This is a genomic window from Agrobacterium leguminum, from assembly GCF_005144435.2.
Classification (GTDB): Bacteria; Pseudomonadota; Alphaproteobacteria; order Rhizobiales; family Rhizobiaceae; genus Agrobacterium; species Agrobacterium leguminum.
In genome coordinates, this window is the sequence record NZ_CP120211.1 from 32,205 (window position 1) to 52,892 (window position 20,688).

The window sequence follows — 20,688 nt, forward strand, 5'->3', positions numbered from 1 at the left end:
GGCCGTGAAAAACACTAGATAGCCGCCATGACCCAGGAAACGCTTGGCCTCGACGCCCCACCCATGATCGCCCGCGAGGGCTCTAACAGCCGGAAGGTCTTCATCAAGACCTACGGCTGTCAGATGAACGTCTACGATTCCGTCCGTATGAGCGATGCGCTGGCGAAGGACGGCTATGTTCAGACGGAGGATATGGGCGAGGCGGATCTGGTTCTGCTGAACACCTGTCATATCCGCGAAAAGGCGGCTGAAAAGGTCTATTCGGCGCTCGGCCGCCTGCGCGATATGAAAAAATCGCGCGAAGAACAGGGCCGCGAATTCATGATTGGCGTTGCCGGATGCGTTGCGCAGGCGGAAGGCGAGGAAATCCTTCGCCGTGCGCCCGCAGTCGATGTCGTCATCGGCCCGCAGACCTATCATCGCCTGCCGGATGCCCTGAAGCGGGTGCGTGGCGGCGAGCGTGTCATCGAAACCGAATATGCGGTCGAAGACAAGTTCGAGCATCTGCCGGTGGCCGAAAAATCCACGCTGAGGACGCGCGGCGTTACCGCGTTTCTGACGGTGCAGGAAGGTTGCGACAAGTTCTGTACCTTCTGTGTCGTGCCCTATACGCGCGGTTCGGAAGTCTCCCGCCCCGTGCGCCAGATCGTCGATGAGGCGATGAAGCTCGTCGATGCAGGCGTGCGCGAAATCACACTGCTCGGCCAGAATGTGAATGCCTGGCAGGGCGAAGGCCCGAGGGGCGAGAAATGGGGTCTGGCCGAACTGCTTTACCGGCTGGCGGAAATTCCGGGCCTTGCACGGCTTCGCTACACCACCAGCCATCCGCGCGACATGGACGAGCGCCTGATCGGCGCGCATCGCGATCTGCGCCTCCTGATGCCCTATCTGCATCTGCCGGTGCAATCCGGTTCGGACCGCATTCTGAAAGCGATGAACCGTCGCCATACGGGGGAGGAATATATCCAGCTTATCGAAAAAATCCGCGCCGCCCGCCCTGATATTGCCATGTCGGGAGACTTTATTGTCGGTTTCCCCGGTGAGACGGATCGCGATTTCGAAGATACGATGGCGATGGTCGAGACGGTGAAATATGCGCAGGCCTTCTCGTTCAAATATTCCACCCGTCCCGGCACGCCGGGAGCCGATCTCACCGATCAGGTTGCGGAAGAGGTGAAGGCCGAGCGGCTGGAAAGATTGCAGGCCCTGTTGCTGCGGCAGCAGAAGGAATTTGCGGAATCGCTGGTCGGAAAAACCATGGATGTGCTGCTGGAAAAGCCCGGCCGCATGCCTGAGCAGTTGATAGGTCGCTCTCCATGGCTGCAATCCGTGAATCTTGATGCAAAGACTTTGAAAATCGGTGACATTGTTAATGTACGAATCACCGCAACGGGTCCAAACAGCTTGTTTGCCGAGGTGGCAGGGAGTTAGAGTGAGGAGCCGACACTGATTGGGACAGGAGCCTGACCGCTTGAACGCACACGAATTGGTATCAAATTCATCGCGCCAGCCACGCCAAGCCGCGACCGACGCCAATCATTTCGTCCTCACGTTCGAGAATAACAGGATAGCGGGAGAGCTATTCGGTCAGTTCGATCAGAACCTGAAGCTTCTGGAACAGCGCCTCAATATCGACGCTCGCCCGCGCGGCAATTCCGTCGCCATCACCGGCGATGTCGTTGCCACCAATCAGGCTCGTCGGGCGCTGGATTTCCTTTATGAACGGCTGCTCAAGGGCGGAACCGCCGAGGTTTCCGACGTGGAGGGCGCGATCCGCATGGCCATGGCCGCAGACGACCAGCTGACCTTGCCGACGATGGAACGCAAGGCAAAGATTTCCATGGCGCAGATTTCCACCCGCAAGAAGACCATCGCTGCCCGCACGCCGACGCAGGACGTCTACATGCGGGCACTGGAGCAATCTGAACTGGTTTTCGGTGTCGGCCCCGCCGGTACCGGCAAGACCTATCTTGCCGTCGCTCATGCGGCGCAGCTTCTGGAGCGCGGCGCGGTTGACCGCATCATCCTGTCGCGCCCCGCCGTCGAAGCGGGTGAGCGCCTGGGCTTCCTGCCGGGCGACATGAAGGAAAAGGTCGATCCTTATCTGCGTCCGCTTTATGACGCGCTTTATGACATGATGCCGGGCGACAAGGTGGAGCGCGCCATTCAGGCGGGCGTCATCGAAATCGCGCCACTGGCCTTCATGCGTGGCCGCACGCTGGCCAACGCCGCCGTCATTCTGGACGAAGCCCAGAATACCACGACCATGCAGATGAAGATGTTCCTGACCCGCCTTGGCGAGAACGGCCGCATGATCGTGACGGGTGACCCGAGCCAGGTGGATTTGCCCCGCGGCGTGAAATCCGGTCTTGTCGAGGCCCTGCAAATCCTTGGCGATGTGGAAGGCGTGTCCGTCGTGCGCTTCAAGGATGTCGATGTCGTGCGTCATCCGATGGTGGCGCGCATCGTCCGGGCCTATGAGTCCCACACGGCCGTGCCGGATGAAAGCCTCGTGAAGGGCAACTGACGTAAAGCAATGACAGCTCTGGATATTCAAATCAGCGTCGAGGCCGAAGGCTGGTCCTGGGAAGAGGACTTGGCTGCCTTTGCCACCAGGGTGCTGGATACAGCGGTCGATTTCCTGAAGCGGGAAGAGGACCAACCTTTCCCGAAAATGCCGGTGGAACTGTCGCTGGTCTTCACCGACGACGAAAATATTCGCGAAATCAACGCTGAGTGGCGCGACAAGGACAAGGCAACCAATGTCCTGTCTTTCCCCGCTTTTCCGCTGGAGCCGGGCGGAATGCCGGGCCCCATGCTGGGCGATATCGTCATCGCGCGCGAGACGGTTGAACGCGAGGCCCTTGAACTTGAGAAGAGTTTCGGGGATCATCTGACCCATCTGCTCGTTCATGGGTTCCTGCATTTGTTCGGTTACGACCACATGGACGAGGAAGAAGCGGAAGAAATGGAGTCGCTTGAGACTCGCATTTTGGCGGTGCTTGGCCTATCTGATCCTTACGCGGGTCAGGAACCGCTTTAAATATTGTCTGGAGCCATGAACGAACATTCTGCACGACCTGCCAATGAGGGCAGAGAAAACGGCGAGCAGTCCTCTTCGGAGGAGGGCAGTAGTCACTTACGTCAAGACTTCACTGCAAAGCCGAGATCGACGATCTGGTCGCGCATCGCGCGGTTGCTGAAACCGTCACAGGGCGAGCGCCTGCGCGAGGATTTGACCGACGCGCTGATGGACGACACCGAAATCGGTGCGGCCTTTTCGCCCGAAGAACGGGCGATGCTGAACAATATCCTGCGTTTCCGCGAGGTTCGGGTCGAAGATATCATGATCCCGCGTGTGGACATCGACGGTCTCGATGAGAATATGACGATCGGCGATGCGCTGATCCTCTTCGAGGAAACCGGGCGTTCCCGCATGCCGGTCTATGACGAGACGCTGGATAATCCGAAGGGCATGATCCACATTCGCGATCTGCTGGCCTATGTCGCCAAGCAGGCCCGCAACAAGCGCCGGGCCGGTTCGCGAAGCGTCGCTTACGGTGAGGTGAAGGCGCCGCGTTCACCGCGGCCGAATTTCGACCTGGCACGTGTCGATCTGGAGCAGACGGTCGCCGCTGCCGGGCTGGTGCGCAAAATTCTTTTCGCACCGCCCTCCATGCTGGCCTCCGACCTCTTGAAGACGATGCAGGCTCAGAGAACCCAGCTTGCGCTGGTGATCGATGAATATGGCGGCACCGACGGTCTCGTCAGCCACGAGGATATCGTCGAGATGGTCGTGGGTGACATCGATGACGAGCACGACAAGGACGAGGCGATGTTCTCCCGTCTTTCCGCCGATGTGCTTGTCGCGGATGCACGCGCGGAACTCACCGAACTCGCCGAGGCGATCGGGCCGGAATTCGATGTTCGTGAACATCTGGAGGAAATCGATACGCTCGGCGGTCTCATCTTCTTCGCGCTAGGTCGCATTCCGGCCAAGGGCGAGGTGGTCCGGGCCGTGCCCGGTTTCGAGTTCCAGATCCTCGATGCCGATAGCAGGCGTATCAAGGGCGTTCGTATCGTCCGTGATCACGGCTCTGAAGGTGAGGACGATCGCGCTCCGGGCGAAGCGGGCGCCAATGAGGTGATTGCGCTGCCTGCGCCGGATATCCGCCTTATCACGCACCAGCAGAACGCCGATTAGGGAAGGTCGACGGGGTTTTCCCCGTGGCTTCCACCTTTCGACATATCAATCCGACAGATATGAATGCCCGTGTTCGGCGTCGAAAAGAACACATGGCGCCTCGGTCGCCATGCCTCCTGTGGACTGCGAATCTTTTTTCCTTTACGTCGGGTCTGAGGGGAAATTCCGTGGCGCGGCCTTGTCGGCGGCGGGCTTTTCCGGACGCGCATAAACGGAGATGGCATGGAGCGTCTTGCAGGCAGGGTAATGCTGGCCGGCGGCATGAGCCGCGCAGTTATGGCGATTGCCGCAGGTGCGGTCGGGGCGCTCGCTTTGCCTCCATGCGGCTTTTTCGCGGCGCTGTTTTTGTCTTTCACCCTGCTTGTCTGGCTCGTGGATGGCTGCACCGGAAAACCGGGCGGCGGCCTCTTCAGCCGCATTCTGCCGGCCTTCGGCATCGGCTGGTGTTTCGGGCTCGGTTACTTCGTCGCGGGCCTGTGGTGGCTTGGCAATGCTCTCCTGCTGGAGGCCGATGAATTCGCCTGGGCGCTGCCGCTCGCCATTCTTGGCCTTCCCGCTTTTCTGGCGTTGTTTTACGGTTTTGCGGTTGCCGCAGCCAATCTCCTCTGGTCGGAGGGCCTCGGCCGTATCGCTGCACTTGCTGCCGCATTCGGCTTTTCAGAATGGCTGCGCAGCTTCCTGGCCACCGGCTTTCCCTGGAATGCCATCGGCTACGGCATCATGCCCATCCCGATCATGATGCAGTCGGCACATCTGCTTGGTCTTTTCAGCATAACGACGCTTGCGGTTTTCATCTTCGCCTCGCCCGCGCTGATAGGCACGAAAAAAGGCATGTGGTCGGGTCTCGCCGTGGCGGGGCTGCTGCTGGCCGGCCATTTCGGTTATGGCTTCTACCGTCTCCAGACGCCGGCGGAGGTGCCTGCAGACGCGCTGACCGTTCGGATCGTGCAGCCTTCCATCGATCAGTCACGCAAGATGTTGAACGCAGACAGGGCGGAGATTTTTGGCGAGCATCTACGGCTCTCTGCTCTGCCGCCCGGCGAAGGGAAAAAGCGCCCTGATATCATCGTCTGGCCGGAAACCTCCGTGCCGTTCATTCTGACGCAAAACCCGGATGCTCTGGCGGAAATCGCCAAAACGCTCGAGGATGGACAGGTACTGTTCACCGGCGCCGTCAGAATGGAAGATCAGGGGGCAGGCCGCCCGCAGCGTTATTACAATTCGGTCTATGCGATCGACAGCCAGGGCGAGATCATCGGTGCGACCGACAAGGTGCATCTGACCCCCTTTGGCGAATATGTTCCCTTTGAAGGCATCCTGCGGGAATTCGGCATCGACAATGTCATCGCCCTGCCGGGGGGCTTTTCCGCCGCTTCCTCGCGCACGCCGCTCACGCTTCCTTCGGGCAAAACCTTCTATCCTCTCATCTGTTACGAGATCATTTTCCCGGGTGAGATGACGCCGGGGCTGGCCGGCTCGGCCGCCATCCTGAATGTGACCAATGATGGCTGGTTCGGCGACACGCCCGGCCCCTATCAGCATTTTCTGCAGGCGAGAGTCCGGGCCGTTGAGACAGGCGTGCCGGTGATTCGCGGTGCCAATACCGGAATTTCCGCCGTCATAGATCCCTATGGCCGCATTATTGCAGGGCTCGATTACGGTCGGGTGGGAATTGTTGACGCCACTTTGAGTGGTGGGTTAAACGACGCATTTACTTACGACACACATCGGACGTATTTCTGGTTGATTTTTTCTATCTTGATGATCGTTGCGGTATTTCCCGCCTTGAGTTTCGCTCGGCGCCAGAATTGACCGGGAACCCCTGTAATTGCATAGTGAATACGTCAGTCGTAAAACAAGTTTAGACGCTGTCGAATTGCCGACTCATTTCTTCGAATAGTAATGAAGCGAGATATCAACCCTTTCCGAGTGTCAGGACCGCATGATGACCGAGAATAAGAAAAAGCCTAACCCCATCGACATTCATGTCGGAAGCCGAATTCGCCTTCGCAGAACCATGCTCGGAATGAGCCAGGAGAAGCTGGGTGAAAGTCTCGGAATTACCTTTCAGCAAATCCAGAAATATGAAAAAGGCACGAACCGCGTTGGCGCCAGTCGCCTCCAGAATATTTCCGCGATCCTCAATGTGCCCGTTTCCTTTTTTTTCGAAGATGCACCCGGCGATCAGGCTGGCGGCACACCCGGTATGGCGGAGGCGTCGAGCTCAAATTACGTGGTCGACTTTCTGTCCTCGGCTGAAGGTCTGCAGCTGAACCGCGCCTTCGTGAAGATCGCCGATCCGAAGGTTCGCCGCCGTCTCGTCGATCTCGTCAAGGCGCTCGCCGCCGAGGGTGACGCCGAGTAAGCGCAGCCCGCGCGACGCAGAAAATTTCCGGCACGGGATGCCGGGCACTCAACGGTCCGCAAGGACCGTTTTTTTGTGCCCGGTTAGAAAGGAATTCTCACATAAAGATATATTTATGTGGTTGTGTCCTTGTTTTTCGTGGCCGAAATGACTAACAAACTCCAAGACCGTTCTTTGAGGGGAATCCCGCATGCGTGCCAATTATCTGTTCACCAGCGAGTCCGTGGCCGAGGGTCATCCGGACAAGGTTTGTGATCGTATTTCCGATGAAATCGTGGATCTCATCTATCGTGAAGCGTCCAAGACGGGCGTTGATCCCTGGACCGTGCGCATCGCATGCGAAACGCTTGCGACGACCAACCGCGTTGTTATCGCCGGTGAGGTTCGGGTTCCCGATACGCTTCTGAAGAAGGACAAGGACGGCAAGGTCCTCAAGGACGCCGCTGGCCATCCGGTCATCAACCCGTCGAAGTTCAAGTCCGCCGCCCGCAAGGCGATCCGCGACATCGGCTACGAGCAGGATGGTTTCCACTGGAAGACCGCCAAGATCGACGTTCTCCTGCATCCGCAGTCGGCTGACATCGCGCAGGGCGTGGACAACGCCTCCGACAAGCAGGGCGACGAGGGCGCCGGCGACCAGGGCATCATGTTCGGTTACGCCTGCAAGGAAACGCCGGACCTCATGCCGGCTCCGATCTATTATTCCCACCGTATCCTGCAGCTCCTCGCCACCGCCCGTAAAAGCGGTGAAGGCGAAGCGGCAAAGCTCGGCCCCGACGCCAAGAGCCAGGTCACGGTTCGTTACGTCGACGGCAAGGCGGCGGAAGCCGTATCCATCGTTCTGTCCACGCAGCATCTCGATGCAAGCTGGGATTCGAAGAAGGTTCGCGCTGTTGTCGAGCCCTATATCCGCGAAGCTCTGGGCGACCTGAAGATCGCTGACGATTGCCAGTGGTATATCAACCCGACCGGCAAGTTCGTCATCGGCGGTCCCGATGGTGACGCCGGCCTGACGGGCCGCAAGATCATTGTCGACACCTATGGCGGCGCTGCGCCCCATGGCGGCGGTGCATTCTCCGGCAAGGACACGACCAAGGTCGACCGTTCCGCCGCCTATGCCGCCCGTTATCTCGCCAAGAACGTCGTGGCTGCCGGCCTTGCCGAACGCTGCACGATCCAGATTTCCTACGCAATCGGCATCGCCCAGCCGCTGTCGATCTATGTCGATCTGCATGGCACCGGCAAGGTCAGCGAAGACCAGGTCGAGGCCGCGATCCGCAAGGTCATGGACCTTTCGCCGTCGGGCATTCGCCGTCATCTCGATCTCAACAAGCCGATCTACGCCAAGACGTCTTCCTACGGTCATTTTGGCCGCAAGGCCGGCCGTGACGGCTCCTTCTCCTGGGAGAAGCTCGATCTGGTGAAGCCGCTCAAGGAAGCTTTGAGCGCTTGAAGCATTTCCAGTAAAATTGCGTAGCGGTTTTACGTCCGGAAAATGCGTCAACTGGATATCGCGCTTGTTATTTGACGGCGATTGAGAGATACCGTCTGCACCTTTTGTAACCCGCACAGTGCCTCATGTGGCGCTGTGCGGGTTAAGTCTATTTGTTCTTGAGAGTATGAGATGACGGAAGAACGGCGTTCGCGCGCGACGGAAGCGTTTTTTGGCAGACGCAAGGGCAAGCCCCTGCGCAATCAGCAGGTCGATACAATCGAGAACCTGCTGCCTTTGCTGAAAATCGATCTGGAAAGCGCCCCGCCGCAAAATCTCGCCGCTCTTTTCCCCGCGGATGTGCGGTCGATCCGTCTGGAGATCGGTTTTGGCGGCGGCGAGCATCTCGCCCACCGCGCGGTTGAAAACCCGGAGACGGGTTTCATCGGCGTGGAACCCTTCGTCAATTCCATGGCCAAGCTGCTCGCCGCCGTGCGCGAACGCGAGTTGATGAATACCCGCCTTTACGACGATGATGCGACGCAATTGCTGGACTGGCTGCCCGAGGGATCGATCGATCATATCGACCTTCTCTATCCTGACCCGTGGCCGAAGAAGAAGCACTGGAAGCGTCGTTTCGTTTCAGACGTCAACCTTGCCCGCTTCCATCGTGTGCTGAAACCCGGCGGAAAGTTCTGCTTCGCTTCCGATATCGATACCTACGTCAACTGGACGCTGCAGCATTGCGCCCGCCATGGCGGTTTCGAATGGACAGCGACGAGCGCTGATGACTGGCGCACGCCCTACGCCAACTGGCCGGGCACGCGTTATGAGAACAAAGCGAAAAGAGAAGGCCGCAGCTCGGCCTATCTCACCTTCATTCGTCGTTGAGCGGCTGATCCCTTAGAGTGCCGCATCCACTTCCGCGGCAAGCGGAATGGAAGGCTGGGCGCCGGCGCGGGTGCAGGCGAGCGAACCTGCCACGGCGGCGCGCTTCAGCGCCCTTTCGAAATCCATACCCTGATCGAGGCTCGCGGCGAGATAACCGCAGAAGGTGTCGCCGGCACCGACCGTATCGACCGGTTCGATCTTGAGGCCGGAAGCCCGGAAAACCTTGCTGTTGCGCATGGCGATCACGCCATCGGCACCAAGCGTCACGATCAATGTCTGGTCGGTCCTGTCATGCAGGGCTTTCAGTTCGGTTTCCCGCTCAGAACCGGAAAGGCCGCTCTTTCCGATCAACAATTCGAACTCGGTTTCGTTGGCGATGACGATATCGGCAAGGCCCGCAAGGCGGGGCCCATCGGCGGTCAGTGGCGCAGTATTGATGACGGTGGTGACGCGCTTTGCCTTCGCAGCCGTCAGCGCCGCTTCGATAGCGGACGCGGGTATCTCGAACTGTAGCATCAAAATATCGCCCGCCGACATTTCCGCCAGGGCTTTCGCGGCGTCGGATGCGGAAACTTCACCGTTGGCGGCGGGAATGACCGAGATCATGTTTTCCCCGCCTTCGCCGATAAGGATCACTGCCGTCCCCGTAGGGCCGGGCGTGGTCTTCACCAGTGAGAGATCGGTGCCGGCGTCGCGCAACAATGTCAGCGCCGGCGCGGCAAAGGTGTCATCGCCCGCAGCCCCTGCCATCTTGACCGTGGCGCCCGCACGCCGTGCGGCCAACGCCTGGTTGGCTCCCTTGCCGCCGGCGGCCGTGGAGAAGGTCTCGCCCGTCACGGTTTCACCTGGCTTCGGCAGGCGTTTGGCGGTGGCGACGAGGTCCATGTTGATGGAGCCGAAAACAGTAATCATGGAGGGCGTATCCGTATAGAATTCAAGCAAGGTGGCGACTTTGCCCGAGCGGATCACTCGTCGTCAACCACCCGCAACTTTGCCGTTCCCGCCCTGTTCTCGGCAAAGCGTCGAGCCTGCTCGATTTCCCCATGCGAAGTCTCTTTTTCCGTCGGTGAAAAATCGAGACCTTCGATTTTCTGGCCGCGCGCCAGCACCTTGTCGGAGGAGATCAGCATCATGTCGATATCTTTTTGGGCCAATCCAAAATGGGCCTGCAGCTTGCGCGTCCGGTCGTCCAGCCGCCGCACATCGTCCATGAGCAATGCAACTTCACCCTGAATGAGATGTGCCTGCTCGCGCATGCGCTGATCCTTGAGTACGGACTGGATGACCTGTACCGACAGCATCAGCAGCGATGGCGAAACGATGACGACACGGGCGCGGTGGGCGCGTTGCACCAGATATTCGAAATGCTGGTGGATATCGGCGAAGATCGATTCGGACGGCACGAAGATGAAGGCCGTATCCTGCGTCTCGCCGCGGATGAGGTATTTCTCGGCCACATCGCGAATATGCACTTCCATATCGCGGCGGAACTGCTGCACGGCGGCGCGTTTGGTTTCGGGTGTTTCGTCCGCCTTGATGGCGTTCCATGCCTCCAGCGGAAACTTGGCGTCAATGACGAGCGGCGGAGCATTGTTGGGCATCTTGATGGTGCAGTCCGGCCGATAACCGTTCGAAAGCGTCGGCTGCAACTGGAAGGCCCCGGCCGGAAGCGCATCGGCAATCAGCGTCTCCATGCGGGCCTGTCCGAAGGCGCCGCGCGTCTGCTTGTTGGAAAGGATGGCCTGCAGCCCGACGACGTCCTTGGCTAGATCCTGAATATTGCCCTGCGCGGCGTCGATGACCGCGAGGCGCTCCTGCAGGCGGCTCAGATTCTCATGCGTCGACCGGGTCTGCTCCGTCAGTGTTTCGCCAAGGCGCTGCGACATGCCGTCGAGGCGCTGGTTCAGCGTCTGGCTCATCTCGGTCTGGCGGGTGCCGAGCGTTTCCGCCATGGCGGCAATGCGGCCATGCAGTTCGGACTGTGTTTTGAGGAGATCGGAGATTTCGCCGTCGGCTCCCGCTTTTTTCCCACGGCTCGCCGTCACCAGCCAGGTGGTGACCAGACCGAAAACCAGGGCCGCGAGCAGCGCGCCGAAGCTGATGTCGACGGAGCCGGCCCGTAGCGCGGGATCGAGGAGAACGGAGAAATCGATGCTCATGATTAAATCTAGCAGATTTCTTGTGATTCGGAAGATCAAAACAAGAACATTCCTGCGGCGGAAATGAGTCGGGCGGGGCGGATGCCGGAGGCGGTTTGAACCTCGTGTTTTTTATTTCCTCCGCGCAAGAGATACGTTATGGGAAGCCATGACCATCAAACCGCTTATCATTTTGCCAGATCCCGTGCTGCGCCAGCAATCGAAGCCCATCGAAAAGGTGGATGCCGAGGTGCTGCGTCTTGCCGACGACATGCTGGAAACCATGTATGATGCGCCGGGTATCGGCCTCGCCGCCATTCAGATCGGCGTGGCGCGCCGCATGCTGGTGATCGACGTTGCGCGTGAAGGCGAGGAAAAGACCCCGATCGTCTTCATCAATCCGGAAATCCTCAAAGTGTCGGACGATGTCTCGACCTATGAGGAGGGCTGCCTCTCCATCCCCGATTATTACGCCGAGGTCGAGCGTCCCGCGTCGCTCACGGTGCAATATGTCGGCCGTGACGGCAAGCAGCAGACGGTCGAGGCGGATGGCCTGCTCGCCACCTGCCTGCAGCATGAGATCGATCACCTGAACGGCGTTCTCTTCATCGACCATATTTCGCGGCTGAAGCGCGACATGGTCATCAAGAAATTCACGAAAGCGGCCCGCGCAAAGATCTGATCGGTCCTCTCTGGACCGGAATGGACGACAGGGCAGGGGGCGACGATGGCTCTTCGCATCATTTTTATGGGTACGCCGGATTTTTCCGTTCCCACCCTGCGTGCACTGGTGGAGGCCGGCCACGAGATCGTTGCGGTCTATACCCAACCGCCGCGCCCCGGCGGCCGTCGTGGCCTCGATCTGCAGAAGTCACCGGTGCATCAGGCCGCCGAATTGTTGGGCCTGCCTGTGCTGACGCCGGTGAACTTCAAGGCAGAGGAGGACCGCCAGCAGTTGCGGGATTTCAATGCCGATGTCGCGGTTGTGGTGGCTTACGGTCTGCTGCTGCCGGAAGCGATCCTCAGCGGCACGCGCCTTGGCTGTTATAACGGCCATGCCTCGCTGCTGCCGCGCTGGCGCGGCGCTGCCCCCATTCAGCGGGCGATCATGGCCGGCGATGCCGAGACCGGCATGATGGTCATGAAAATGGAAAAGGGGCTCGATACCGGCCCCGTCGCGCTGACCGCCAAGGTCGCGATCGATGAGAACATGACCGCGGGAGAATTGCACGACAGCCTGATGCTGGCCGGCGCGCGGCTGATGCGGCAGGCTATGGACAAGCTGGAATCCGGCGACCTGCCGCTCGTCACGCAGGCGGAAGAAGGCGTGCTCTATGCCGCGAAGATCGACAAGGGCGAGACCCGCATCGATTTTTCGAGGCCGGCGCAGGATGTGCATAATCACATTCGCGGCCTTTCGCCGTTTCCCGGCGCATGGCTGGAAATGGACATCGGCGGCAAGGCGGAACGCGTGAAGGTTCTGGCCTCCGAACTGGCAAGCGGCATGGGAGAAGCGGGCGCGGCGCTCGATGACGCCCTTACCATTGCCTGCGGCAGCGGCGCCGTGCGGCTCACCCGTCTGCAGAAGGCGGGCGGTAAGCCGATGTCGGCGGCCGATTTCGTGCGCGGCACACCGGTTCCGACCACAACGAGGCTCGGCTGATGCCACGTTTCCGCATGACCGTCGAATATGACGGCACGCCTTATTATGGCTGGCAGAGACAGGATAACGGCCCCTCGGTTCAGGGTGCGCTGGAGGCTGCGGTTCGCTCGTTGACGGGAGAGAGCGTCTCCATTCGCGGCGCCGGCCGCACCGATTCCGGCGTGCATGCCGTCGGGCAGGTCGTCCACGTCGATCTTTCCCGAGACTGGGAGCCATACAAGCTTCGCAACGCTCTCAATGCGCATCTCGCCATGGCGGGCGAAGCCGTGGCCGTCCTCGATACCGCCTCCGTGACCGAGGATTTCGACGCCCGGTTTTCCGCCCTTCGTCGGCACTATCTCTACCGCATCATCTGCCGCAAGGCCCGGCTGGCGCTGGAGCACAAGCGGGCATGGTGGGTGTCGAAGGACATGGACCATGAGCGCATGCATGAAGCCGCCCAGATGCTTGTCGGCCGGCATGATTTCACGACCTTCCGCTCCGTGCATTGTCAGGCGAACAGCCCGGTGCGCACGCTCGACCGGCTGGATGTGACGCGCACCGGCGATCTCATCGAGATACGTGCGACCGCGCAGAGCTTCTTGCATAACCAGATTCGCTCTTTCGCGGGCACGCTGAAACTGGCGGGCGAAGGCACGATGACGCCCGAGGATGTGCGCGCCGCACTGGAGGCGCGGGATCGCAAGGCCTGCGGCCCGGTCGCACCGCCGGACGGTCTCTATTTCATGCAGGTCGATTATCCCGACGTCATTCCGCCGCGTCGCAGGTACCCTGAAGCCGATATGGCTGAGGACGCAGACTGACCGCTAAAACCCAGGCCGGTTCTCAGGCCGGATAAACGCCGAGAAAACGCTGCAGCGCTTCCGATAGAAGCATGCCGGGCACCAGCAGCGTCATGACGATGGCCGAGACGAGTAGCGACTGGTCGCGGATGAAGAACCGCACAATTCGCGAGAAGGCGAAGACCAGCGACAGAAGCAGCGCCAACCAGAGAATGGCGATCAACCCCTGCAAGGGCGGCAGGAAGAATGCGATCAGGATCAGAACCGCATAGGCGTAGGAAAATGGCAGGGACAGCCAGTTCATCGTGGTGACGAGCGGCGCGAATTTTTCCCGTGCGCCGAAGGCAAAGAGCAGCATGCCGATCAACAGCAGCGGCACGATCCAGCAGATGGCCTCGACCATCGCCAGACGGAAGAAGAAGATGAAGCCCGTTCCGGTGCCCGGCGGATAGCTGGCGAGGAAGGCGGCGCGCAGCCACAGCCAGGAAACCAACATGGCCGGCAGGCACCAGAGGGCGGAATAGAAGGATCGCCACATGCCGCGCTCGGAGAGGTCCAGATAACGCGCGCCATTATGGTCGCCGAGCAGCAGAAGCCACAGGCCCGTCAGATAAAGCCTTATTTCACTTGCCGTCGGCATGGGCGAACCAGCGTTCGATAAAGGTCTCGTAAATGCGCGTCAGCGTCTCGAGATCGGCAACCGCCACACGCTCATCGACCATATGCATGGTCTGCCCGACGAGGCCGAATTCCACCACCGGGCAATAATCCTTGATGAAGCGCGCATCCGAGGTGCCGCCGGTGGTCGAAAGCTTGGGTTCCTTGCCCGTCACGGCTTCCACCGCGCCGGAAAGCGACGAGATGAGGGCATTGTTCCGGGTAAGAAAGACATGGGCCGGGCGGTCGGCCCAGACGATATCGTATTTCACCGGCGCACGGTCGGGGCGAAGCTCGCCTTCTGCTGCGGCGGCATCGAGGCGGCGGACGATTTCCGCGCGCAGGCTCTCTGCAGTCCACGTATCGTTGAAACGGATGTTGAAGGAGGCCGTCGCCCGCGCCGGGATTACATTGGTGGCGGCATTGCCGGTATCGACTGTCGTTACTTCCAGATTGGAGGGCTGGAAATTGTCGGTGCCATGATCGAAGGGCGGATGCATCAGCGCATGGGTGAGTTGCAGCAGACCGCGAATGGGATTGTCGGCGAGATGCGGATAGGCGGCATGTCCCTGCACGCCATGGACCGTGATGCGGCCCGAAAGCGATCCCCGGCGGCCGATCTTGATCATGTCGCCAAGCTGGTCGGGATTGGTCGGCTCGCCCACCACGCAGGCGTCCCATGTCTCGCCCTTGGCGGCCGCCCATTCCAGCAGCTTGGAGGTACCGTTGATCGACGGGCCTTCCTCATCGCCTGTAATCAGGAAAGAAACGGAGCCCTGCGGTTTGCCGTGTTTTTCGATATGGCGGGCAATGGCGGCAACGAAACAGGCGATGCCGCCCTTCATGTCCACCGCACCGCGACCGAACATTTCGCCGCCTGCGATTTCGGCCGCAAAGGGCGGATGGCTCCATGCGGCCTCGTCGCCCACCGGAACGACATCCGTATGGCCCGCAAACATCAGATGCGGACCTTCGGTGCCGAGCCGGGCGTAAAGGTTCTCCACGTCAGGCGTTCCCGCCTCGCTCGCCACCATCCTGTCCACCTGGAAACCAAGCGGCGAAAGCAGGGTGTCGAGCAGGGAAAGCGCGCCGCCTTCCGCAGGCGTCACCGAAGGGCAACGGATGAGGGCGGCGAGATTGGCAACGGGATCGGTCGTGGTCATGGCAGTCGCTTTATATCAGTCGCGCAGAAGCTCGTTGATGCCGGTCTTGGAGCGGGTCTTTTCATCGACGCGCTTGACGATGACGGCGCAATAGAGGCTCGGGCCCGGCTCGCCGTTCGGGAAAGGCTTGCCCGGCATGGTGCCGGCAACGACGACGGAATAGGGCGGCACTTCGCCATAGGTGATCTCGCCGGTGGCGCGGTCGACGATCTTGGTGGACTTGCCGATGAAGACGCCCATGCCGAGAACCGCACCTTCACGCACGATGCAGCCTTCGACGACTTCCGAACGGGCGCCGATGAAGCAATTGTCCTCGATGATTGTTGGGCCCGCCTGCAAGGGCTCCAGAACGCCGCCGATGCCGACGCCGCCGGAGAGGTGCACATTCTTGCCGATCTGCGCGCAGGAGCCGACGGTTGCCCAGGTGTCGACCATCGTGCCTTCATCGACATAGGCGCCGAGATTGACGAAGGAGGGCATCAGCACCACGTTCTTGGCGACATAGGCGGAGCGGCGCACGACGGCGTTTGGCACGGCGCGGAAACCGGCGGCGCGGAACTGGTTTTCACCCCAGTTTTCGAACTTCGACGGCACCTTGTCCCACCAGGTGGATTCGCCCGGTCCGCCGGTGACGATTTCCATGTCGTTCAGGCGGAAGGAGAGAAGAACGGCCTTTTTCAGCCACTGGTTCACCTTCCAGTTTCCGTCAGCCTGCTTTTCGGCCACGCGTGCCTTGCCGCTATCGAGAAGTTGAAGAGATGTGTCCACGGCGTCGCGAACCTCGCCCTTCGTCGATACGTTCACACCATCGCGGTTGTCGAAGGCGGTTTCGATGATGGTTTCGAGGGAGGTGAGATCCGTAAGGCTCATGGAAAATTCCTTAAAGTCGCGTGGTGTTCGTGGTCACGGATGGTCCCGCGCCGCTGGAAGGCTTTGGTCATTTGATCTAAGGGAGTGTTGGAAAGGCGTCAATGTGATTTGGGTGATTTGGCGCGTCAGACGAAAGGCATGGAAATGACACGACTGAAAAACGGCAAGTTGCGGCGCAAGGACGGGGTATGGGACCCGTTGAAGCGCAGTGCCGTGGACAAGCAGCAGGCCGAGGTCGTTCAAAAAACACCGCAGTCGGATTCCCCGTCCTATCGCCTCGCCTATGTGGACATGGATTTTCTCTGCCGCGAGGAATTGCGCCCCGTCAGGCTTCAATTGGAACTGCTGAAGACGGAAATGGCGCTGACCGAGCGCGGCATCAAATCCACTGTCGTCATGTTCGGCGGCGCCCGCATTCCCGAACCCGGCGGCGAGGCCTGGGCGGCGCGCAACGAGACGCAGAAGCGCAATCTGGAACAATCCTCGGTCTATTACGAGGAGGCGCGTAAATTTGCCCGCCTCTGCACCGACTATGCCGCGAAATCCGACCACCTCGAATATGTCGTGGTCACCGGCGGCGGTCCCGGTGTCATGGAAGCGGGCAATCGCGGCGCTGCCGATGCCGGCGGCCCGTCCATCGGCCTCAACATCGTCCTGCCGCACGAGCAGGCGCCGAACCCCTATGTGACGCCGGAGCTGAGCTTCAACTTCCACTATTTCGCCATTCGCAAGATGCATTTCCTGATGCGGGCGAAGGCGGTGGTGATCTTCCCCGGCGGTTTCGGCACGCTGGACGAACTTTTCGAGGCCTTGACGCTCATCCAGACGAAACGCATGGAGCCCATTCCGCTCATCCTGTTCGGTGAGAAATTCTGGCGATCGGTGATCAATTTCGAATTCCTGGCGGATTTCGGTACCATCGCACCTGAAGATATGAATCTTCTTCATTTTGCCGAAACAGCCGACGATGCATGGAAAATCATCTCGGCCCACTACGAACACTGATTATGCTTGGCGTGACGAAGTAATTTTAGGGCTTAATTAGCAATCTTCTTCTAATTTTGCCCCGTCGCGCTGCAGCGCACTGTCCCCTGAGGACGGGCCTCCATGACGGAGATTTATCATCCGTTGACGTCAGCCTTTTCGGGCGGGCGATTTGATCGAGGCCAAAATGTTCAATTTCCAAGTGAAGTCGCTTGCGACCAAGCTGATCCTCGTAACCGGCTGCGCCATCACCACGGTTCTCGTTGCATCGAATTCCTTCCTCATTTCCCAGACGAGTGAGCGCGTGCACGCGCTGACCATGGATCAGGCCAATACCGAAGCGCGCGCCATCGCCAATGTCATCGCCGCCGATGTCGGTGAACTCGGCAGCGCCGCGCGCTCCATGGCCGGCGTCATCGGCCGTGCGCATCAGGCGAAATCGATGGATCGCCCCGGTATCGTCAACATCCTCAAGGCCAATGTCGAGCAGAACACCTTCGCTTTCGGAAGCTGGTTCTGCGAGCAGCTTGGCCTTTTCGACGGACAGAGCAAGGAGATCGCCGACAGGCTCGATCTCGGCACCAATGAAAACGGCGCCTTCGCACCCTACTGGTCGAAGACCCAGAAGGGCGACATCCAGTTCTCGACCTTCAAGAACGACTATGCGGCGGAATGGTATGCGCTCGCCTCCAAATCCGGCAAGGGCGCCATTACCCAGCCCTATCTCGCCGAAGGCACGGAAGTACCCACAACCATGACCTCGCTTGCCTATCCGGTCATGTCGGACGGCAAGATGATCGGTGTGGCGGGTGTCGATATCTCACTGGCCTCGCTGTCGCAGAAGCTGCAGGCGCTGCATCCGTTCGAGACCGGCCGCGTGACGCTCGTTTCGCAGGGCGGCCAGTGGCTGGTGCCGCCGACACCCGCGCAGAACATGAAAGCCTATGATGGAGACGGTGCAAGCACCGTTCAGGCGGCAATCACCTCCGGCAAGCAGGACCTCATCGAAAATCTCGGCCTCGATACCGACGCGCCCTATAACCGTCTCGTTTATCCCTTCGCCGTTCCCGGCCTCAACGCGACCTGGGTGGTGCTGGTGGATATTCCCCATCAGGCCTTGAACGCACCGGTTCAGGAACAGACCTACATGATGATCATCGGCGCGATCGTCATTCTCGCCGCCGTCATCACCGCGCTTTATTTCGCCGTGCGTTATTTCGTCCGCAATCCGCTTGCCTCGCTGGTTTCCGACGTCAGGACGCTGAGCGACGGTCGCTACGATGTGCCGGTTTCCGGACAGGAACGCCGGGATGAGACGGGTGCCGTGGCTACTGCGCTTGAAGGTTTCCGCGCGAAGCTTGCCGGCATCCGCGAGATGGAGGCCGAAGCCGAGGCCCAGCGTGGTCACGCGGAAACGGCGCGCCAGCGCTCGGAATCCGAGCGTATTGAAAACAGCCGGATGCAGCAGCACATTGTCGGCGTGCTGGGTGCTGGCCTCAATGCGCTTTCGCAGGGCAATCTCACCTACCGTATCGAGGACGAGTTCCCCGGCGAATATGCGAAGCTGCGCGAGGACTTCAACTCGGCGCTTGCGAGCCTCGAGGAAACCGTTTCCACCGTCAACGCAACCGTCGTCAGCATCGGCAACGGCACGGGCGAGATCACCCGCGCCGCCAGCGATCTTTCGCATCGCACGGAGCAGCAGGCCGCAAGCCTGGAAGAAACCGCTGCCGCTCTCAATGAGCTGACCGCGCAGGTTAATTCCAGCGCGGAAAACGCCGCCGAGGCGGCCGGAGCCGTCAGCCATGCCTGCGACGATGCGGGCAAGTCGGGTGAGGTCGTACAACAGGCCGTGAATTCCATGGAAGGAATCGCGCAATCCTCGGCCGAAATCTCGCGCATTATCGGGGTTATCGACGAGATCGCCTTCCAGACCAACCTTCTGGCGCTGAATGCGGGCGTGGAAGCCGCCCGCGCCGGTGATGCCGGCAAGGGCTTTGCCGTCGTCGCACAGGAAGTGCGCGAACTGGCGCAGCGGTCCGCCACCGCCGCCAAGGAGATCAAGGGTCTCATCAACACCTCGGCCATGCAGGTGGGCGAGGGCGTCCAGCTGGTTGGCAAAGCCGGTGAGACGATGAAAAAGATCGCCGATCAGGTTCTGCAGATCAACCAGCTGATACGGCAGATTTCCGCTTCCGCCAGCGAGCAGGCAGTCGGTCTGAAGGAGATCAATTCCGCCGTCACCCAGATGGATCAGGTTACCCAGCAGAATGCGGCGATGGTGGAAGAAACTACCGCTGCGAGCGTAACACTGAACAGCGAGGCCGAAACGCTGAAGTCGCTCGTTGCCGGTTTCTCCGTTTCCGGCGGCCATTCCAGCCAGCAGTTGCGCGCCACGGCGGCGGCAATGCGCGCATCCGCCGCTCCGGCGCAGGCATCGGGTCGCCCGGCCGCGCCCCGCGCCCGTCCGAGAACCAGCGGCGCAAACGCTTTGGCGCAGGATGACTGGACGGAGTTCTGACAAGCCTTTCCGGCTTCAAATAAAAAGGGCCGCTGGTGATACCAGCGGCCCTTTTTCGTGTTCGTACTCCGTCACAGACGGGCGAAACGTTCCGTCAGCAATTCGAAGAAGCCGTCGGCATCCACATTGCGCATCACGCGGGCATTGGAGGGCCGTTCGGTAACATTCCACCAGTCCACCACGGTCATGCCCATGGTGAGTTCCGAATGGACCTCGATTTCGACGTTGCACTCGCGACCCTGAAACAGTTCGGGTTTGACGAGATAGGCAATGACGGTCGGATCATGCAGCGGGCCGCCGTCCGAGCCGTATTTTTCGATGTCGAAACGCTCGAAGAATTCCAGCATTTCCGCCATGGCGATGGCCGGCCGCGTGCCAATGTCGCGAATGCGGCTGACCCGAGCCTTGGTCGTCAGCAACTGATGGGTCACATCGAGCGGCATCATGACGATCGGCATACCGGAGCGGAAGACGATATCGGCGGCCTGCGGGTCGACATAGATGTTGAATTCCGCCGCCGGGGTGATGTTGCCGCCCTCGAAGAAGCCGCCGCCCATCATCACCAGTTCCTTGACGCGGTCGGCGATCTCAGGCGCCTTCAGGAGCGCCAGCGCCACATTGGTCAGCGCGCCGAGCGTGCAGAGCGTTACGGTGCCGGCGGGTTCCCGCATCAGCGTTTCGATGATGAAATCGACCGCATGCTGCTTTTGCGCTTCCATGGTCGGCTCATCGAGAACCGGGCCGTCGAGGCCGGTGCTGCCGTGAACGTGCTCGGCGGTGATGGGCTTGCGCACCAGCGGCTTCTCGGCGCCCTCATAGACGGGGATATCGGTGCGGCCGCACAATTCGCTGATGATGCGGATGTTGCGACTGGTCAGCTTCAGCGGAACGTTGCCGGCGACGGCGCACAATCCGAGAATGTCGATTTCCTCCGGGCTTGCGAAGGCGAGCATGATTGCCGCCGCGTCGTCCTGGCCCGGATCGGTGTCGATAATGATTTTTCTGCGTTCTGCCATGT

19 protein-coding genes are annotated in these 20,688 nt (G+C 60.3%); 13 read left to right on the forward strand and 6 right to left on the reverse strand.

Features of this window, described 5'->3' with window-relative positions; all coding sequences use genetic code 11:
* Positions 1–27: 27 nt before the first annotated feature.
* The 8 genes from miaB to trmB all read left to right on the forward strand — a co-directional run bounded on the left by miaB (position 28) and on the right by trmB (position 8,892).
* Positions 28–1,431, forward strand: a complete 1,404-nt coding sequence (gene miaB / locus CFBP4996_RS00160; protein WP_162935937.1) for a tRNA (N6-isopentenyl adenosine(37)-C2)-methylthiotransferase MiaB — start codon at positions 28–30, stop codon at positions 1,429–1,431.
* 40 nt (positions 1,432–1,471) lie between these two features.
* Positions 1,472–2,527 carry a PhoH family protein gene (locus CFBP4996_RS00165; protein ID WP_080818056.1) on the forward strand — a complete coding sequence of 352 codons (1,056 nt, stop codon included), beginning with the start codon at positions 1,472–1,474 and terminating at the stop codon, positions 2,525–2,527.
* 9 nt (positions 2,528–2,536) lie between these two features.
* Entirely contained in the window at positions 2,537–3,043 is a 507-nt protein-coding gene (gene ybeY / locus CFBP4996_RS00170; protein WP_080852744.1) for an rRNA maturation RNase YbeY, read from the forward strand.
* Between the two features lie 15 nt (positions 3,044–3,058).
* The gene (locus tag CFBP4996_RS00175) at positions 3,059–4,204 is read left to right on the forward strand and encodes a hemolysin family protein (RefSeq protein ID WP_080852743.1); all 1,146 of its coding nucleotides are present in this window, start codon (positions 3,059–3,061) and stop codon (positions 4,202–4,204) included.
* A 222-nt stretch (positions 4,205–4,426) separates the two neighbouring features.
* Positions 4,427–6,016 (forward strand): apolipoprotein N-acyltransferase, encoded by a 1,590-nt coding sequence (gene lnt / locus CFBP4996_RS00180; protein WP_080852742.1) that lies wholly within the window; start codon positions 4,427–4,429, stop codon positions 6,014–6,016.
* A gap of 133 nt (positions 6,017–6,149) precedes the next feature.
* The gene (locus CFBP4996_RS00185; protein WP_003520055.1) at positions 6,150–6,569 is read left to right on the forward strand and encodes a helix-turn-helix domain-containing protein; all 420 of its coding nucleotides are present in this window, start codon (positions 6,150–6,152) and stop codon (positions 6,567–6,569) included.
* Between the two features lie 190 nt (positions 6,570–6,759).
* Complete coding sequence (gene metK / locus CFBP4996_RS00190; protein ID WP_003520054.1) at positions 6,760–8,022, forward strand: methionine adenosyltransferase; 1,263 nt, start codon at positions 6,760–6,762, stop codon at positions 8,020–8,022.
* A 171-nt stretch (positions 8,023–8,193) separates the two neighbouring features.
* Positions 8,194–8,892, forward strand: a complete 699-nt coding sequence (gene trmB / locus CFBP4996_RS00195; protein ID WP_080852741.1) for a tRNA (guanosine(46)-N7)-methyltransferase TrmB — start codon at positions 8,194–8,196, stop codon at positions 8,890–8,892.
* 12 nt (positions 8,893–8,904) lie between these two features.
* Here trmB and CFBP4996_RS00200 read toward each other — a convergent pair whose 3' ends face one another.
* Both CFBP4996_RS00200 and CFBP4996_RS00205 read right to left on the reverse strand, forming a co-directional pair.
* On the reverse strand, positions 8,905–9,804 hold the full coding sequence (locus CFBP4996_RS00200; protein WP_080853260.1) for a ribokinase: 900 nt from the start codon (positions 9,802–9,804) through the stop codon (positions 8,905–8,907).
* Between the two features lie 53 nt (positions 9,805–9,857).
* Positions 9,858–11,051: a DNA recombination protein RmuC gene (locus CFBP4996_RS00205; protein WP_162935936.1), complete on the reverse strand. Its 1,194-nt coding sequence runs from the start codon at positions 11,049–11,051 to the stop codon at positions 9,858–9,860.
* A 148-nt stretch (positions 11,052–11,199) separates the two neighbouring features.
* Here CFBP4996_RS00205 and def point away from each other — a divergent pair, with 148 nt between their 5' ends.
* The 3 genes from def to truA are packed head-to-tail and all read left to right on the forward strand — an operon-like array spanning position 11,200 to position 13,496.
* Entirely contained in the window at positions 11,200–11,712 is a 513-nt protein-coding gene (def, locus tag CFBP4996_RS00210; RefSeq protein WP_003503724.1) for a peptide deformylase, read from the forward strand.
* A 45-nt stretch (positions 11,713–11,757) separates the two neighbouring features.
* On the forward strand, positions 11,758–12,693 hold the full coding sequence (fmt, locus tag CFBP4996_RS00215; RefSeq protein WP_080852739.1) for a methionyl-tRNA formyltransferase: 936 nt from the start codon (positions 11,758–11,760) through the stop codon (positions 12,691–12,693).
* Positions 12,693–13,496: a tRNA pseudouridine(38-40) synthase TruA gene (gene truA / locus CFBP4996_RS00220; protein WP_080852738.1), complete on the forward strand. Its 804-nt coding sequence runs from the start codon at positions 12,693–12,695 to the stop codon at positions 13,494–13,496. Before fmt ends, truA begins: the two co-directional genes overlap by 1 nt.
* 22 nt (positions 13,497–13,518) lie before the next feature.
* Here truA and CFBP4996_RS00225 read toward each other — a convergent pair whose 3' ends face one another.
* Genes CFBP4996_RS00225 through dapD form a run of 3 tightly spaced genes read right to left on the reverse strand, consistent with a single transcriptional unit; the run spans position 13,519 to position 16,165 of the window.
* The gene (locus CFBP4996_RS00225) at positions 13,519–14,115 is read right to left on the reverse strand and encodes a hypothetical protein (RefSeq protein WP_003520047.1); all 597 of its coding nucleotides are present in this window, start codon (positions 14,113–14,115) and stop codon (positions 13,519–13,521) included.
* Positions 14,099–15,295, reverse strand: coding sequence for a succinyl-diaminopimelate desuccinylase (gene dapE / locus CFBP4996_RS00230; protein ID WP_003520046.1), 1,197 nt, complete (start codon positions 15,293–15,295; stop codon positions 14,099–14,101). The genes CFBP4996_RS00225 and dapE overlap by 17 nt, the downstream gene beginning before the upstream one ends.
* A 15-nt stretch (positions 15,296–15,310) precedes the next feature.
* Positions 15,311–16,165: a 2,3,4,5-tetrahydropyridine-2,6-dicarboxylate N-succinyltransferase gene (gene dapD, locus CFBP4996_RS00235; protein WP_059759385.1), complete on the reverse strand. Its 855-nt coding sequence runs from the start codon at positions 16,163–16,165 to the stop codon at positions 15,311–15,313.
* 138 nt (positions 16,166–16,303) lie between these two features.
* Here dapD and CFBP4996_RS00240 point away from each other — a divergent pair, with 138 nt between their 5' ends.
* Both CFBP4996_RS00240 and CFBP4996_RS00245 read left to right on the forward strand, forming a co-directional pair.
* A complete protein-coding gene (locus CFBP4996_RS00240) occupies positions 16,304–17,170 on the forward strand; it encodes an LOG family protein (RefSeq protein WP_003520044.1) in 867 nt (288 codons plus the stop codon).
* 166 nt (positions 17,171–17,336) lie between these two features.
* The gene (locus CFBP4996_RS00245) at positions 17,337–19,670 is read left to right on the forward strand and encodes a methyl-accepting chemotaxis protein (protein WP_080853259.1); all 2,334 of its coding nucleotides are present in this window, start codon (positions 17,337–17,339) and stop codon (positions 19,668–19,670) included.
* Between the two features lie 71 nt (positions 19,671–19,741).
* Here the strand turns inward: CFBP4996_RS00245 and CFBP4996_RS00250 are convergent, their stop codons facing one another.
* The gene (locus CFBP4996_RS00250) at positions 19,742–20,686 is read right to left on the reverse strand and encodes a nucleoside hydrolase (protein WP_080852737.1); all 945 of its coding nucleotides are present in this window, start codon (positions 20,684–20,686) and stop codon (positions 19,742–19,744) included.
* Between the last annotated feature and the right edge of the window lie 2 nt (positions 20,687–20,688).